14 protein-coding genes are annotated in these 15,537 nt (G+C 56.2%); 3 read left to right on the plus strand and 11 right to left on the minus strand.

Annotation, left to right across the window (positions count from 1 at the left end; translation table 11 throughout):
• Positions 1–122 precede the first annotated feature (122 nt).
• Positions 123–1,064, plus strand: a complete 942-nt coding sequence (locus tag ACSQ36_RS25660) for a PDR/VanB family oxidoreductase (protein ID WP_436184117.1) — start codon at positions 123–125, stop codon at positions 1,062–1,064.
• A 288-nt stretch (positions 1,065–1,352) separates the two neighbouring features.
• Positions 1,353–2,306 carry a LysR family transcriptional regulator gene (locus ACSQ36_RS25665; protein WP_436184118.1) on the plus strand — a complete coding sequence of 318 codons (954 nt, stop codon included), beginning with the start codon at positions 1,353–1,355 and terminating at the stop codon, positions 2,304–2,306.
• A 102-nt stretch (positions 2,307–2,408) separates the two neighbouring features.
• Here the strand turns inward: ACSQ36_RS25665 and ACSQ36_RS25670 are convergent, their stop codons facing one another.
• The 4 genes from ACSQ36_RS25670 to ACSQ36_RS25685 all read right to left on the minus strand — a co-directional run bounded on the left by ACSQ36_RS25670 (position 2,409) and on the right by ACSQ36_RS25685 (position 6,950).
• The gene (locus ACSQ36_RS25670; RefSeq protein WP_436184119.1) at positions 2,409–3,095 is read right to left on the minus strand and encodes a type 1 glutamine amidotransferase domain-containing protein; all 687 of its coding nucleotides are present in this window, start codon (positions 3,093–3,095) and stop codon (positions 2,409–2,411) included.
• Between the two features lie 132 nt (positions 3,096–3,227).
• Positions 3,228–4,589, minus strand: a complete 1,362-nt coding sequence (locus ACSQ36_RS25675; RefSeq protein ID WP_436184120.1) for an NAD(P)/FAD-dependent oxidoreductase — start codon at positions 4,587–4,589, stop codon at positions 3,228–3,230.
• A gap of 191 nt (positions 4,590–4,780) precedes the next feature.
• Positions 4,781–6,157, minus strand: coding sequence for an NAD-dependent succinate-semialdehyde dehydrogenase (locus ACSQ36_RS25680; protein WP_436184121.1), 1,377 nt, complete (start codon positions 6,155–6,157; stop codon positions 4,781–4,783).
• A 226-nt stretch (positions 6,158–6,383) separates the two neighbouring features.
• On the minus strand, positions 6,384–6,950 hold the full coding sequence (locus ACSQ36_RS25685) for a carboxymuconolactone decarboxylase family protein (RefSeq protein WP_436184122.1): 567 nt from the start codon (positions 6,948–6,950) through the stop codon (positions 6,384–6,386).
• Positions 6,951–7,484: 534 nt separating this feature from the next.
• Here ACSQ36_RS25685 and ACSQ36_RS25690 point away from each other — a divergent pair.
• The gene (locus tag ACSQ36_RS25690; protein ID WP_436184123.1) at positions 7,485–7,943 is read left to right on the plus strand and encodes a DUF3331 domain-containing protein; all 459 of its coding nucleotides are present in this window, start codon (positions 7,485–7,487) and stop codon (positions 7,941–7,943) included.
• A gap of 922 nt (positions 7,944–8,865) precedes the next feature.
• Here ACSQ36_RS25690 and ACSQ36_RS25695 read toward each other — a convergent pair.
• The 7 genes from ACSQ36_RS25695 to ACSQ36_RS25725 form a co-directional block, all read right to left on the minus strand.
• Positions 8,866–9,156: a DUF4148 domain-containing protein gene (locus ACSQ36_RS25695; protein WP_436184124.1), complete on the minus strand. Its 291-nt coding sequence runs from the start codon at positions 9,154–9,156 to the stop codon at positions 8,866–8,868.
• A gap of 909 nt (positions 9,157–10,065) precedes the next feature.
• Positions 10,066–10,473 carry a hypothetical protein gene (locus tag ACSQ36_RS25700; protein WP_436184125.1) on the minus strand — a complete coding sequence of 136 codons (408 nt, stop codon included), beginning with the start codon at positions 10,471–10,473 and terminating at the stop codon, positions 10,066–10,068.
• Between the two features lie 372 nt (positions 10,474–10,845).
• On the minus strand, positions 10,846–11,349 hold the full coding sequence (locus tag ACSQ36_RS25705; protein WP_436184126.1) for a prolyl-tRNA synthetase associated domain-containing protein: 504 nt from the start codon (positions 11,347–11,349) through the stop codon (positions 10,846–10,848).
• A gap of 345 nt (positions 11,350–11,694) precedes the next feature.
• Positions 11,695–12,687: a LysR family transcriptional regulator gene (locus ACSQ36_RS25710; protein WP_436184127.1), complete on the minus strand. Its 993-nt coding sequence runs from the start codon at positions 12,685–12,687 to the stop codon at positions 11,695–11,697.
• A 35-nt stretch (positions 12,688–12,722) separates the two neighbouring features.
• Entirely contained in the window at positions 12,723–13,145 is a 423-nt protein-coding gene (locus ACSQ36_RS25715; RefSeq protein WP_436184128.1) for an MFS transporter, read from the minus strand.
• 109 nt (positions 13,146–13,254) lie between these two features.
• On the minus strand, positions 13,255–13,845 hold the full coding sequence (locus ACSQ36_RS25720; RefSeq protein ID WP_436184129.1) for an MFS transporter: 591 nt from the start codon (positions 13,843–13,845) through the stop codon (positions 13,255–13,257).
• A gap of 525 nt (positions 13,846–14,370) precedes the next feature.
• Positions 14,371–15,498 carry a porin gene (locus ACSQ36_RS25725; protein WP_436184130.1) on the minus strand — a complete coding sequence of 376 codons (1,128 nt, stop codon included), beginning with the start codon at positions 15,496–15,498 and terminating at the stop codon, positions 14,371–14,373.
• Positions 15,499–15,537: the final 39 nt, after the last annotated feature.

A 15,537-nucleotide genomic window follows, 5' to 3' on the forward strand; every position in this document is an offset into this window, starting at 1 on the left:
ATTTGGACTACTATGTAATAAGGCAGGCGCACAAGCGGCGCTCGATCACGCAGTTGTTATTCGTAAGGCCGGTATAAGGTCAGCGAAGCCGCAAAGACAAAGTTGTCAGACGTGGAATACTCATGAAAGTGAAGATTGCGAAGAAGGCGCTAGCTGCAAATGATATTTGCGTACTCGAGCTGATAAGCTGCGATGATACGGCACTCCCGGCCTTCTCCGCCGGTTCACACATTGATGTGCATCTTGGCGCAGGCCTCGTCCGACAATATTCGCTTTGCAATAATCCGGCAGAGCGGAACAGATACGTCATAGCTGTTTTGCGGGAAGCGCAGTCGCGCGGCGGATCGATAGCCGTGCACGAACTTGAACAAGGCACGGAGCTAGACATTGGCGAACCTAGAAACCACTTCCCTCTTCGCCCGGACGCAAAGCATTCAATCCTGATTGCCGGGGGAATCGGTATAACGCCGATTCTCGCTATGGCTGAAGAGCTCAACCGGACCGGCGAGTCTTACGAATTGCACTACTGTTGCCGCTCATCTAGCCGCGCCGCTTTCCTCGACCGGCTGAGTCAACCAGATTTTCAGCAGCGAGCACATTTGTATTTCGATGAGGAAGGTCCCCGCGTCGATCTGCCGAGGGTACTGTACGATCCCACGCCGAATAAACATACCTACGTATGCGGCCCCTCCGGGTTTATCGACGCCGTACTGGGCGCTGCAGACGTAGTTGGTTGGAAGCAAGGCAACCTTCACCGCGAATTCTTTAGTGCGCCAGCGCATAGTTCGACAAATGATACTCCCTTCCACGTGCGCATTGCGAGTAGCGGCGCGATTGTGAACGTCGCGGCCGATGAGACTATCGTCCAGTCGCTCCGGCAACACGGAATTCATATCGATACCCAATGCGAGCAGGGAGTGTGCGGTAGGTGCGAAACTCGCGTGCTCGATGGGATCCCGGATCATCGCGATTTGTATCTGAGTCCAGAGGAGCAGGCAAGAAATGACGTGATCATGCCATGCTGCTCCCGTTCGCTAACGTCGCTTATCACGCTTGATCTATGAAGTGAGCCCGACGAGCAGCGGTGCTACTCGTTCCAGGATGCAAGACGGCCACTACGATTTGACAGCGGCCATGAAGCGCTTCGGGGCGGGACAATCGCACTCGTCAGCGCAAATGGCCTTTCCAGAAATACCGATTCTGAGTCCCGGGTAACCTGCAATTTTGAACGACGCAATCGGCCTAGCAGCAGGATAGTAAGGGGTCTATACGTCTCGGCGGGAAAATACTGTAACAGGTGCCGTCGCGTACGGACGCAACCAGTGACATGGGGCACCACCCCGAAAAACGAAATGGATATCCTACAAAGCATGCGTGTCTTCGTGCGCGTCGTCGAAGCCGGCAGCTTTACCGCAGCCGCCCAATCGATGAACTCGACGACGGGCGTTATGTCTCGCGCGATTTCTGATCTGGAAGCACATCTTCGAACGCGACTGATGCACCGATCAACGCGCAGACTCGCCCTGACAACCGTCGGAGAAGTGTATCTGACTCGATGCAGACAGATCCTGTTCGATGTTGACAAGGCCGAGGAGGAAGCGGGTCTCGCGCATGAGCGCCCGGCGGGGACGCTCAGAATGAACAGCTATGCCAGCATTGGCTCCCAATATGTGTTACCGGCGATAGCGGAATATCAGGAAAAGTATCCAGATGTCCGGGTTGATCTGACCTTGTCCCAGCAGATGCCCGACCTTTTTGACGGTAATGCCGACGTCGCCTTGGTCACTGCCCCCTCCCTCCCCGACTCGGATCTGGTTTCGCAACTGCTTGGCTCGACGTTTAGCATCGTGTGTGCTTCGCCGGCCTATCTCCGCGCAAACGGTGTTCCGCAGGAGCCTGCCGACCTCGCGAAACACAAATGCCCGATTCTCAAGATTCCCGGATTCCCGCCGAACGAGTGGCTACTCGAAGGTCCGGCGGGCAGTACTCTCGTTGAAGTAACCGGTCCGATAAAGGTCAATATTGCGGAATCGCTTATTGTTGCGATTCGGGCAGGTATGGGAATCGGTCGGCTGCCGGTGTACTCCGTTGCGGACAATTTGCGGGATGGAACTGTGGTTCGCGTCCTCCCTGAATATACGTCGCAGCAGATCAACATCTACGCGCTTTATCCCTCCCGTCACTACGTAGACGCGAAGACGAAGACGTGGGTGGAATACCTGCGCGAGTATATTCCCAGAGCCCTCGCTCACGACGAGGCGTCATTGAAAGCAGTAGGCTCGGAGTCGGATGCGCCGATCGTGTGAGTACGGCGCACGGTGTGCCAACCCGTCGCCTGGCGTCCCGCGAAGAAACCGCCTACCGAACGACCGTCAAGCGACTAAAGCGGAAACACGCAACCTGCACCCTTAACGCTTGTGCCCCAGCAAGCCGAGCAACGCCTCAGCCGCGCCTTCGGACGACGCCGGATTCTGCCCTGTCACAAGTAGTCCATCCACGACGACATGGCTTTGCCAGTCCGGCCCCTTGCTGTAATGACCGCCAAGGCGCTTGAACTCGTCCTCGATGAGAAACGGCACCACGTCGGTCAACTGAACCACGGCTTCCTCGCTATTCGAGAACCCCGTGACCTCCTTGCCCTTCACCAACGGACTGCCATCTTGCGCCTTGACGTTGCGCAGCACGCCCGGCGCATGGCAAACCAGCGCGGACGGTTTCTTCGCCCGGTCAAATGCTTGGATCAGCGCGATCGAATCAGCGCTGTCGGCCAGATCCCATAGCGGACCGTGGCCTCCTGGATAGAACACGGCATCAAAGTCAGCTTCGCGCACTTCGGCAAGCGGCTGCGTGTGAGCCAACGCCGCTTGCGCATCCTTGTCAGCCCTGAACCGCTCGGTGGGCGGCGTTTGCGCATCCGGCTCATTGCTCTTGGGGTCGAGCGGCGGCTGTCCCCCTGCAGGCGAAGCGAGTGTGAGCGTGACGCCAGCATCCTTGAACGTGTAGTATGGCGCCGCGAATTCTTCCAGCCAGAAACCGGTTGCCTTACCGGTGTCGCCAAGGCGGTCATGGGACGTGAGTACCATCAGGATGTTCATGTCCATCTTCCTTTAATGAATGATCGCTTGCTTAAAAGGACCGCGCAGGACATGCGACAGTGTCACGCACTGCGCGACATGCTGTCGGTAACCAACATGGCGTGCGTGAGTGCGCTCCCATATCGATGTAGCTTAATGCAACTTGACCTGCGGTTCCGAGCGACGCGAAAGGCTTCGGCCGAGGACGCTAAAAAACACTCTTCGGCCGCCGCTCACAGCGTACTCGTGCATTTTGTAAAGCGACCTATACATGAAACGTGCGATGAATCCTTCGACGCGGAAACTTCGTCCATCCACGAACCCCATAAGATTTCCGATTGTCTTATATTTGCCGAGAGTAACCAGCGATCCGAAATCCCGATACCTGTATGGTCTTATCGGCTTACCTTCAATGTGGTTCTGTAATTGCTTTAAGAGGTGGCTCGCCTCTTGATGAGCAGCTTGTGCGCGTGGCGGCACCGGTGTGTCGCTTCCTGGGTACGGGCACTGTGCACAGTCGCCCATCGCAAAGACGTTTGTATCCCGCGTAGTCTGTAGATCTGACGTAACTACCAACTGGTTAATCCGGTTAGTCTCCAGTCCACCGATCTCCCGCAGCACATCCGGCGCCTTCACTCCGGCCGCCCACACGACAAGTTCTGCAGCAATAGATTCTCCGCTGGCCAGACGGATACCAGTCGCAGAAACTTCGGCGACGCGTGCGTTTGTTCTGACGTCAACACCGAGGTTCTTGAGAAAATCCATAGCCGACGACGAAATGTGCTCCGGCAGTGCGGGCAAGACACGCGGCCCCGCCTCTACGAGGATGATTTTGATATCCGCGTCCGGCTTGATCCGATCCATGTTGAACGCCACAACTTCCCGAGTGGTCCGGTACAACTCGGCCGCCAGTTCAGTGCCTGTTGCGCCGGCTCCGATGATGGCGACATGCAGCTGGCCGGGACGAATGGGATCCGCCTGCGTCTGGGCCCGAAGACATGCATTGATTAAGCGTCGGTTAAATCGTTTTGCCTGGTCGACGGTCTCAAGCGGAACCGCAAATTCCGAAGCGCCAGGGGTTCCGAAGTCGTTAGTCACGCTCCCGATTGCGATTACGAGTGTATCGTACGGGATACTCCGGGCCGGCGTAATAATCTGGTTGTCCTCATCGTAGGTTGCGGCCATCGCGACACGCTTGTTTGCCCGGTCCAACCCGATCATTTCTCCGAAACGGAACCTGAAGTTGTGCCAATAGGCTTGCGCAAGATAATCAACCTCATGCTCACCCGGGTCCATGCTACCGGCCGCAACAGAGTGAAGCAAAGGTTTCCACAGATGTGTGCGCGCGCGGTCCAGCAGCGTGACGCTCCCTGATCCTTTGCGTCGAAACTGCTCGCTCAGTTGGGTCGCAAGTTCCAGCCCTGAAGCACCACCTCCAACGATGACCACATGATGACCAACCGATTGGGCGGGCTCAGCAACGAATAATGCATTATTCGCAATGGGTTCGTTCATGGAAAGTTTTCCGGATACGGTATTGCACTTGGCGCCTGACGCAGGCCGGTAAGGATGGATCGCCTCTTGCAATGGTCGCGAGCAGGCAAGTGCGCCAAGTGACGACGCTGGTGCGAAGAACGCGATGATGTCGTCAACCGCAACGGTGGCAACGCCCTGATTCGACCGCAGCCCCGTTGCAGACCTGACGGTCAGCTAGCTTCCGCCGTCCGAATGAGCTTGTGGTTCACGAATTCGCCAATTCCCGCCTCACCGAGTTCACGACCCCAGCCGGAGTTTTTCACGCCGCCAAAAGGTGTTTCCGGCCCCGTGTAGGCGCAGCTATTGATGAACACCATACCGCTTTCAATTTTCTGCGCGACCTCTTGAGCCCGTTTTACGTCTCCGCCGAAGACGGCACTTCCCAAGCCGAACTTCGTGGCGTTGGCGAGCTTGATCGCCTCTTCCACGTTATCAACCACGTAGAACGAGGCGACAGGACCGAATGTTTCCTGCTGAAAGAGCGGATTATCTTTGGCAATATCAGTGATGATGGTCGGCTCCAAGTAGAATCCAGGGCGATCAACGCGCTTTCCACCGATCACGATGCGTGCACCGTGCGCAGCCGCGCCACTGATTTGCCGAAGCAGCCCTTCAAGTGCCTGCTCCGAAACAACCGGTCCCAGCGATGTCTTGTTGTCGGCGGGGTCGCCCGGCGTCAAACTACCCATCCGCTTGACAAGCCCCTCGAGGAATTGCTTGCCGCGTTCCTTACCGATAACGATGAACCGCTTCGAAGCCACGCAAGCCTGCCCCATGCAGATCATTCGACCGACGGCAGCCGCATTCAGTGCGTCCTCCAGAGGGGCATCTTCAAGGACTATGAAAGGATCGCTCCCCCCCAGCTCAAGAACAACTTTCTTGAGCGCACGACCCGCGCGCTCTGCGACTGCAGCGCCGGCCCGCTCGCTACCGGTCAACGTAACGCCACGAACACGGAAATCGTCAATTAAGTTGCCTATCTGATCCACGCTCGCAAAGACGTTCGTGTACACGCCGGCCGGCGCACCTGCCTCCTCGAACAGTCGAGCAAACGCAAGAGCGCATTGCGGCACGCTCGGAGCGTGCTTCATGATCACTACGTTGCCCGCGACAATCTGGGGTGCCGCCACTCGGGCGAGCTGATAATACGGAAAGTTCCATGGCTCGATACCGAGAATCACTCCGATCGGTTGCGTCACAACAACCGACTCCGGCGCCTCCGGGAGCGGTTTAGCCTTGAGAAATGCCTCGGCGTGGTTGGCGTAATACTCAAGGATCGCGGCCGAAAGCCCAACCTCGTAGCGCGACTGGTCGATGAGTTTGCCCACCTCCAGCGTCATGTACTGCGCATATTCCTCCGCCTTGTCGCGCAGGATAGCCGCAGCACGCGCGACCACCTGGGCACGCTGTGCAACCGACCGATGTTGCCAGTCCGACCGATAGATATGGTCAGCGGTTTCAAGCGCGCCAAACGCTTCTGCATCCGAAATTTCGAGAAAGCTTTTTACCAACTTGCCTGTTGCGGGATTGATAGTCTGATAGGCCAAGGTATTCTCCTGGGAGGTGATATTAGGTCGATGAGCCTTCGCTCTCTGACCGGTGGTGACACAGTTTGAAGTGAACCCGGACGCCGGGCCGTCCGCCTAACTCCAACCGCTGCTGCCGATGACCGGCGGTAGCCTTTGCACTTCCATGCGAATACGTCCGGATACGCAAGCACACATCGCGCAGCTCCCCTGCCGTCCGGTGGCTTGTCGTGCGAACTCTTGACAATCAAATGCGTTCGGGAACTGAAACGTTGAAGCCGTTCAACGTCACCGATACCAGGCAGTAAAGTCCAACCAGATAGATCAGCTCGTTTGCACCCGTCTGTTCAAAGAGTTTCACTGCACGCGCATAACATGGCTCTGGAAGCACCCCACCACGGGACAAGGAATACGCCACATCGTACGCACACCCTTCAGCTTCGTTCAGGTCGAGGGGACGCCCACCTGCCACAAGCGCTGAAAGTCGTTCGTCCGACATACCACTGGCTTCGGCCACGGAGATGTGCGCGTAAAGTTCGTATGCGGCCTTGAAATGGGCACCGACTGTTAGAATCGCGATTTGCCTCGCGTCGTCTGGCAGACGCGCGTGAGTCGTCATGACCTTAGCCAGATGCCAGATAGAACCGCCAATATCCGGTTCGTGAAGCCAGGCGCTCCAAGGTCCGATCAACGCTCCGTCGCTGGTTTCCGTTCGAAACGTATTCAGATGAGAAGCGATGACGGCTCTCATGTCGTCATAGAGTCTGCGTTGCTCCTGCGTCAGCTTATTTGGTTGAATGAGTGGAAGACGCATCTAAAGCCTCCTACGGATGAGATACATCCGAATCTCCGACGCCGATTTCGAAGGGAACACCGCTGTAAGCGCTCGGATGCCTCGTTCGAGTCAGCGCAATCGATGCTGACATTGACAGGCACGGAAGTCGTTCCCTGACCCCATTGCGCGTTTATGAACCCCTCGCCCGAACTGTTCTACGGCTCGTATCCCAGGTCGCGCGCCCCTAACGAGTGGGATTTGGGTCATGAGACACGCACCGTTGGACCGATTTTCGACTGTATGTCAAGCCGCGTCTTTCCTATGCGCACTCCTCGCTTTCTCAAATTGCAGGATCGCGTTAATCATTGCGCTGAATCTCCTTGCTGTTGAGGTTAACCGCGTGCCGTCCTAGACGACGCGATGTTTTAAACCCGTGCGATGTCCAAAAATCCTTCGTGCGACTTGGAAAGACGACACTTTGCGAGCAGCTCAGACTTGGCTCGTGGTTTCCGGGACAGGCGCGAATTGCTTCAGTGCCGTCAGGCCAACAAATTCCACTCTACGGAGGAATCAATGCACGCCGAGCCGATCGACAATGCAACGCAAGGTCTTCCAGACCCATGGAGCCACATCCTCACAACTCTTCCAGGCAATCGTTTGAACCTGAGACCTGATTTGAGCAAGGCCAGTTGCGAAGGACTTGGATCGAGTCGGCCCGCACAGCCTCGACTGGTCGCTACTGGTTATGGTCAAAGCTTTCACCCAAACGTAATAATCAGCGTGCTAAACCTTGACGAGCGCTATGCGACCATCGCTTGGCAGGATGCGACGTCGTGCAGGTATGGTGACCAGCGTTGGTATCGTTGCCCCGCCCCCTTCGACGGCGTTTGCTCTCTCACGGGTTTCAAGATCCTTCGCGGCAGTGACGTTTTTCGTCCGTCGCGACGGGGGCTTTACATGTTGCCAGCAAATGCGGATGCCATGATTCTAGCTGCGGCACTGCAGAGGCAGCGGACACTCGATCTTCTATAGGAAGGAACAGATGAAACCCTCGTCAATGTCGGACGTCAACACGTGTGCACCGGAACGCATCGGGCCTTTACCGCCTGCGTCGGGTGGACTCCAGCGCCGTTCAAATTTGGCGCGTCTCCTTCCGCAACTATCTGCTTGGCTAGTTGTCGGCTGGGGCCTGGTGGAGATGCCCTTCGAGATAGGATACTGGCCGGACCGGCAGCAAGTCAGCGCTCTCATTTGTACGCAATTTCTTCTCGCTTTTCTTGTATTGGCGATGGGCCGCAACAAGTCTTGGGCGCGGTTCCTCTTTCTTGCAGTTTGTGCGACCAGCATTTTTGCAGTTGCCCCTGGCCTTGCATCCCAGGCAACGACCGACCCAACCGGCGCAACCCTATCGACTGTCGAATGCTTCCTAAAACTGGTCGCACTGGGGGTGATCGGTTTTAGACGCTCTACAGGAGCACGTCATGCTTAAAGCGCGAAAGTGCGTAGAAAGCATGCCGATACGCAGTTGGAACTATCGCGCAATTGAGTTCGTTATGGAGGATGGGGCCGTTTGGCGTTCGATCCATGAAGTGCATTACATCGATGAGGCTCCAATGTCCTACAGCGACCTGCCTGCCGCCGTCATGTGGGAACAGAACGACGGCGAACTGCCGCGATTCTGCCCCTTGGGCAGTTGCGTGAAGCGTTGCGCAAGCCAGTTTTGGAAGCGTTCGATTTCCCCGCTAACGAGTCCACCAGTAATAGACAGTTAGTTTGAAGGTAAGCTAGCTCTCACGACACCCGATACATCTCCCGAGGCCGCTGAGTTCCTGCAGCTGTTCATGCGTACCGTCAATGAGCGCCAAAGCTGAATGGGCATCATATTGAACACGCGCATGAAAGTGCCGTGTTCGACGCAGAATTGGTGCATTCGCGCAATGAAGACTGTTGTACATCACGTCTCAGTGGACCTGGATGTGGCCGGATAGCCAGCGTCCGACGAGCCGTCGGCAACGCCGCCGACCCCGGTTGCGCGGGTTTGTGCGGCCACCTTGGCTTCGGCAGCCAGGAGATCGTCCGGGTAATTGACATCTTCGCCACCGCCCGGATGGTAGCCGGCCTTTTCGAGCTGGACCAGTTCAGCACGCACCTGGGCACGGGTAACAGGCTGGTTCGACTGGGCGAACGACACGGCCGGGACAACAAAGACGAACGCAACAACAACGGCTCGAATAATGGACTTCATGGTTACCACCTCCAAAGCGAGTTTTCGGACATCAGAAGCTACAAGGGGACCTCTCCCCAATGAAGCTCGTCAGGGAATACGGCAACTCCTGCTCATATACAGGAGTTAATGGCTTTCAGTACAGCCGACGCTGTTTCGAGCGCCGTTTGAACAGGCAGATTCTGGGTAGCGCTAAAACCGCCACTTACCGCTGACCGGCGCGTCGACCAGTTGCGGTTCCCACTGTCGGCGCATATCGATTCGAAATAGACGTGCCACATCCGGTCTCCAATGGTTAGGCACATCTGCTCGAGTTCGCCACCAAGAGAGACTCGTTCATCAACTTTCATCTTGCCATCCAGTAATCGAACTTCAATCGTGTTCCGATAGAGACAGTGTGCCGATCTCGCGACCCGCATGAGTGCACAGATTGGGCGTACTTGTCGAAGTACAGGTCGATGTGGTGTGCGTCGGGAATCCGTTCGGGAAAGTAAGAACCGCAACGAACAGTACCGCCAAAAAGCACGCTTTTTGTTACTCCTACCTGATTTCTCAATCTGTAGTATTTGGCTAGAGCGATATTTGACACACGAAGCCGTCGCACGCTCGCGCTCCTAGGTCCGGAAACGAGATCGGAAACGAGATCGGAAGCGAGATCAGCTGGTGCCAAGTTTTCATTGCGCCTTACGGCGCTTATTTTTCTGGTTCGATATATATGACGGTATATCTCGGTGAGAATCTGAAAGTCAATTTTCAGGCGGCGTCTGATTTAGGTGCCAAGGCGATGACCTGCTGCCAACGGCAGGCCGATCCAAGGTGGCTCTACGGAGAGCAGCAGCGTCCAAAGCAGCATAAAAATTCATGGAAAGTGCATATGATAGGTAGCATGACTAATAGTATGCTCTGATGATACGCCTTATATACCGAATCTCAGTTCTTCAGGAAAGGATTTTGAAACTTGCACCACAGAGGGGTAGCAACGGCTACCGACCGGGCATCGATAGACGAACAGTCATTGCAGTGACTATGGTCGCCGCCGCGCATACCGCAATCATCACGCTGGCAGTGACAAAGGCGGATAGCGTCGTCCCCGTAGCGGTCGAATCTCGTACGGTCACGGCAAAGTTGCTCGAGCCTCAACGGGTCGCGACGGCTGCCCCCATTACAGTCAACACCGCAGCGCCAAACCAGGCGCTTTCCCAATGCCACGCCGCGCGTGAGCGCCACCGAACGTCCACTGGACAACGTCTCTTCGACGATCTGGCGTTTCTCGTCCACGGTACGCTGGCGATACTTCCGGGCGCCCTTGACTGCGGTGAATTCAGTCAGTGTGTCCATGATTTTTTGTGGACACAGCACATTTGTGCCCCCGGAAAGCATGGCGTCGCCCTCATCAGACGTCTATACGGTCAGGGTCGGACGGTTACTGCCCATTGATCAATAGGATGCTGAGTGTCGTTAGCGAGACCACCGGCGCGCTCGGGAGTTACGTTCTTATATTTGGGACGTTAAAACGGATGGGTCTCGCTTACCTGCCGAAGCAATCAAACAGGTTCGCCGAAGATTCCGGGCGTGTCTTTACGCAGATTTCGGTATTGGGCGCTTACTTCTTTTGCCCCGAATCGAAAAATTTAATCAAATCCGATCCTCCAGAAACCAAGGTCGAAGACGTAGGCCTCGGTAACGGATCGAAGTTTCGGAAGCCACGAGCTACGAACTCAACCGCGCCTCGAGGTTCTTCCAGGAAGGCGGATGATCAATGCGTTGCAGGAATTCTTCGAGGCCGCGCTTCGACAAAGCAATAGTCGCTGTGTTTTCGAGCGGATGAAACTGGAACATCGGTTCGTGCATCAAGTCGTGGTCAATAACAAGGCTGATCTGGCCCGATCGATCATTTACCAATGCAAGTGGACTCAATGATCCGGGACGAACGCCCAACAGCTCGAATAACCGGTCGACAGACGCAAAGGACAGCCGCTTGCTGCCAAACGTTTTGGCCACTGACGCGAGATCTAGTGCTTTGTTGGCAGTTGTAACAATCAGGTAGTTTCGCCCCTGTTTGTCTTGAACAAGGAGATTCTTGCAGCGCACGCCTGGAAGCGACAGGTGAAGCGCATCTGATTCACGCATGTTAAGCACCGGCTCATGGCCCTCGTATTTAAAGGGTATGCCATTTCTCTCAAGAAATTCGAGAAGCTTGTCAATATCAGTCATGTTCCGCTCAGTCTAAAATCTTTGGCCAGTCGACTGCGAGCGACCCCATAGTCGGTCGATGCCTCTGCGTAGATAACTAATGGCTCGAAAGCAGGAAATGAGGCCTTCACGATCGCAGAAAGCCCTTCGTTCTTTGCCAGCGAACCAGTATCTTCCTGAGTCGCCAGCAATTGGCACCCCTCCTTCACTGACTGACATGTCATTCTACTCACCCAAGTTTCGCCGAGTGTCGGAACAAGAGTGGTCGCCACCGACATCGAATCGAACGTAGGGGATGCAGGCGATGCACTTCTGCCTGAACCTGCTGATCCCCGTGTCAACCGAGTGACAATTCGAGTTTCGACGTTAGTACCGTTCTCCACGTATTTTCCGGTCGCCAACAATGACGAGTTGTTCAATATCGTGACCCAAAGGGTTGAGTCTAGGAAGGAAAGACGTGAGAATCACTTCGCGCGCGGTCTCGCACGCATCCTCAAAGAAGACGCTGTATTCATCGCGACGTGCTACAAGGTGGAGCCCCCTTTCCAACTCCATTGTGTCGACGACGTGCATGGTGACTTGAGTGGAATAGGCTACCCCTTGAAGCAGGCACATGGGCGAGGTTATCGCCCAGCCAATACCTTCGGCCACCATTGAAGTCAGCGCATCCGCATTGTCTACTTCCAGCCGATTGGGCGTGCGCAACTCAATACGCCGCAGATAACGCTCTATCTGCATGCCAACCTGAGAACTGCGATTGAATCGCACGATCGGCAGCATTCTGGCCAAGGCTCGCATGTCGTCTACGCCACGTATCGACTTGTGCAGATCCCTCGGTGTGATGACGAGATAACGTTCGGTCAACAGGTGGTATCGAACCACGGCGCTGGCGTCCATCAACGGGTCGCTTGTCACGATGAGATCCAGATCTCGGCTCAGCAATGCTTCGCCCTGCTGCGGACTCAATCCAGTTCGTGTCGATAGATGAGAAACTTTGCTGAGAAGTCGCTTGATAAAAACGGAACCGCACGTCGCCGCAAAGGAATCAACCAACCCGATGCGCAGATCAGGTTTGATTCCGCGCCCCGCTTCCACTACTTGCGCTCTAAGGTTGGCGATCTCCTCACCGAGTACCGTTCCCCGGTTTTTTAATGCGATACCGAACGGCGTGAGCACCAGAGGGCGGGTCGTTCGGTCAACCAGCACCACTCCTAGTTCGTCTTCCAGCTGGCGGACGATCTGCGACACCCCCGATTGCGATATCCCCATTCGCGCTGCCGCGCCCGACATGCTGCCTTCTTCCGCAACCGCGACAAAGACCTGCACAGCGTGCATGTCAATTTGCTTGTTTAAGGACATGATGGACTTTCGCGCTCCTTGTCTTATTTCACTTCCTAGCACCTCGCGGGGGGCGTCACCGGAGTGATCTGACTTTGTCGTTGCAGTTCCTTAGCCGGTGGTCCCAGCACGGCCTGATGGCCACCTTGGGCCCCCGGTTCGTCGTCAGCGCCAGGTTGGGAGCCGACCTCCCAAAGATTTTCATCTCCGGTTTCCTGTGCCATAAAATGGCAGAATACGCCACCCAAAGCCAGCACCCCGGCGCGTACGCCAAGCGTAGCGTGAATGCCCAAATGTTGCACTGCCAACGGCAATAGGAACGTGCTAATCGCCGAACCAAAACGGCTGGAGGCAACCGCTAACCCGACGCCTGACGCACGCAGACGCGTTGGAAAGAGCTCGGGCGGACACACGAATTCGAGATTGGTAGCCGCCGGAATAATCCATGCGAAGATGCTGAAGGCGAGCATGGTAGTCACCGGGCCAAACCCCGCAAAAGCAAGTACTGCGAGCCCGAGCGCAGCCAGATATAGCTCCCTACTGGAAAAGCCCGACGCGAAATCCTGTCGACAACTAGCAGGCCGAATATCACTCCCCCAAGCGGCAGGATGTTGTAGATCGTCCCCCCAGCAAGCTGTCTTTGACCTGCAACGCTTGCAGCACCTTCGGAGCGGACGTGCCCAGCGCAAAATACGGAATAACTTGGTACGGAATAACTTGGCATGTATGGAATACGCACCCGACCAGCGTGTTTTTGCGCCAGGGCGCGATAGCAATTCGGACCATGCACAGCGCCCACGATCCGGCGCTACAACCGGAACGGGAAGAATCGCCTCGGGTCCGAATCTGCTGCGAATAAATCGCCAGCGCCGCAGCACCCCGTCCCCGCTTCGCTAGCCATGTCGGCGACTCAGGCACGTCGATTCGAAACGGCAGGATAAGCAACGCCGGTACTCCGCTTGCGGCGACCATGATCCGCCACGCATCCGGGCCGACGCCGCGAATGCAGAATCCCGTCAGGTAGGCCCCAACATAGCCAGTAGCCCAGGCGGCAGCAAGGACGCTCAACAAGCGGCCACGGTTTCTACGCGGCGAAAATTCCGTCACAATCGACGTGCTGACCGCATAGTCAACGCCAAGAACAAGACCTGGCACCACGCGCGACACAAGCAGTTGCATCCGGGGGGGCACGAAAACTGCACGGCCGAAATCGCGGCAAACAGCAACATTTCGAAGGCAAAAATGGTGCGTCTGCCGCACTTGTCTGCGATCAGGTCGGTGAGCATATTGCCAAGGAAGAGGCCCACGAGCGATGCAGCACCAAGCCCCCGGTCCACGGCGTATAAGACTAAGTGGGCCCGCTGCCATGCTGACGGCAAAGCCGATGATCCCAAGCACAGAACCGGCGCTGAATTGTTCGCCCGCCCCCGCTGAACTCCACCGCAAATGGAATCGGCGTAAAGCGAGATCTTCCAGGAGTATTTGTGTGCCCACTCTCGCCCCCCCTGAAACTGAGTGATCGCGTCCAGTCTGTTCTGGCGCAACATAAACAGTATAAGGGCGAGCATTACACCGGTGGCATATGTAGCCCCTGTATAACTAAGATTGATACTATTCCGCAGTTATGCTGAAGCGGACAATGCAGGAACGAGGCGTCAGCCTATGCGCCTTCACACGGGCCGAAGCCGGTCGCGACGGCACCAATCAAAAGGTGTGTTTAAGCCCAACACCTGCCAATGCCTGCCAGTCGGCCCCCGAGTTGGTGACGGACGAGCCAATCACCGCCTGTGCGGTACCAAGTCCATTCGTACCGGATGCATGACACCAGCCGCCCATTACATAGATGTCCGTACTCTTGCTGAGCAGATAGTCGAGGACGGCGTTCAGCTGGTTGTAGGTCGCCGACGAGTTTCCGCTCGATTTCAGATAGTCGTAGCCGAGCTGCGCAGTAAAGGCCGGAGTCAGGTTCCATTGCGCATACACGGAACCGTTGTTGTAGCGCTCGCTGCCACGGAACGTCGACGCGGCGTCAGACGTGTACTGCGAAAAACTGTAATAGCCGCCGAACATCAACGAGCTGATCCGGTACTGTGCAGCCACGCGAGTCACGGTGATCGCCCGTGCAGTGGAATAGGCACTGTTGACCGCTGACAGGAAAATGCTATCCGACGTCGTCGTGCCTCGCGCGGAGAGGGTCGGATTGCCGTTGTCGATATGGAGCAGACCGCCCGCGAACGCGAGCTGACCGACCTTGTAGTCAAGTGCCGCGCTATATGACGCCCCCGACCCTAAAGATCCGGGCACGCCGCCGAACGAATAGGTGGTAACCATTTGCAATCCCGACCACACCGGGCTACTCCACTTGACCGTATTGTTGAACCGGAGATCGTTGTCGGCGTCGTCGATATCGCCCGGCGTACTCATATATTCGAACTGCCAGTTGCCCTGAAGCGGCTCGACCAGATCACGCACCGCATCGTATTGGCGACCGAGCGTGACCGTACCGTACGTCGCCGATGAAAGGCCGACGTACGCCTGACGACCGAACATGCGACCGCCCTGGTTAAGCGCGCCTGTGTTGATGTTGAAGCCATTCTCAAGACGGAATATCGCCTTGAGGCCGCCACCCAGATCCTCGGTTCCGACCAGACCCCAGCGAGGCGAAGCTTGACCCGGCTGCACGCTGAACCGCGAGCTTTGTCCGGCCACGTTATGAATGTACGTAATCGAATCGTCGATGATACCGTAAAGCGTCACAGAACTTTGGGCATCTGCCGGCAAAGAACAGATAGCAGTGCCGAGCGCAAAAAGGGGCAATATGATTTTTTTCATGATCTCCATTCCTTTACAATATTTAGTAAAACTAATTAA

Source organism: Caballeronia sp. LjRoot34, from assembly GCF_964253815.1.
In the GTDB taxonomy this organism is placed as follows: Bacteria; Pseudomonadota; Gammaproteobacteria; order Burkholderiales; family Burkholderiaceae; genus Caballeronia.

Excerpts from the sequence above, each read along its gene's own strand:
- ACSQ36_RS25710 (WP_436184127.1), bottom strand. The coding sequence starts at position 12,687 with ATGTCCTTAAACAAGCAAATTGACATGCACGCTGTGCAGGTCTTTGTC.
- ACSQ36_RS25690 (WP_436184123.1), top strand. The coding sequence starts at position 7,485 with ATGCACGCCGAGCCGATCGACAATGCAACGCAAGGTCTTCCAGACCCA.
- ACSQ36_RS25720 (WP_436184129.1), bottom strand. The coding sequence starts at position 13,845 with ATGCAACTGCTTGTGTCGCGCGTGGTGCCAGGTCTTGTTCTTGGCGTT.
- ACSQ36_RS25700 (WP_436184125.1), bottom strand. The coding sequence starts at position 10,473 with ATGGACACACTGACTGAATTCACCGCAGTCAAGGGCGCCCGGAAGTAT.
- ACSQ36_RS25725 (WP_436184130.1), bottom strand. The coding sequence starts at position 15,498 with ATGAAAAAAATCATATTGCCCCTTTTTGCGCTCGGCACTGCTATCTGT.
- ACSQ36_RS25660 (WP_436184117.1), top strand. The coding sequence starts at position 123 with ATGAAAGTGAAGATTGCGAAGAAGGCGCTAGCTGCAAATGATATTTGC.
- ACSQ36_RS25685 (WP_436184122.1), bottom strand. The coding sequence starts at position 6,950 with ATGCGTCTTCCACTCATTCAACCAAATAAGCTGACGCAGGAGCAACGC.
- ACSQ36_RS25675 (WP_436184120.1), bottom strand. The coding sequence starts at position 4,589 with ATGAACGAACCCATTGCGAATAATGCATTATTCGTTGCTGAGCCCGCC.
- ACSQ36_RS25705 (WP_436184126.1), bottom strand. The coding sequence starts at position 11,349 with ATGACTGATATTGACAAGCTTCTCGAATTTCTTGAGAGAAATGGCATA.
- ACSQ36_RS25665 (WP_436184118.1), top strand. The coding sequence starts at position 1,353 with ATGGATATCCTACAAAGCATGCGTGTCTTCGTGCGCGTCGTCGAAGCC.
- ACSQ36_RS25670 (WP_436184119.1), bottom strand. The coding sequence starts at position 3,095 with ATGAACATCCTGATGGTACTCACGTCCCATGACCGCCTTGGCGACACC.
- ACSQ36_RS25695 (WP_436184124.1), bottom strand. The coding sequence starts at position 9,156 with ATGAAGTCCATTATTCGAGCCGTTGTTGTTGCGTTCGTCTTTGTTGTC.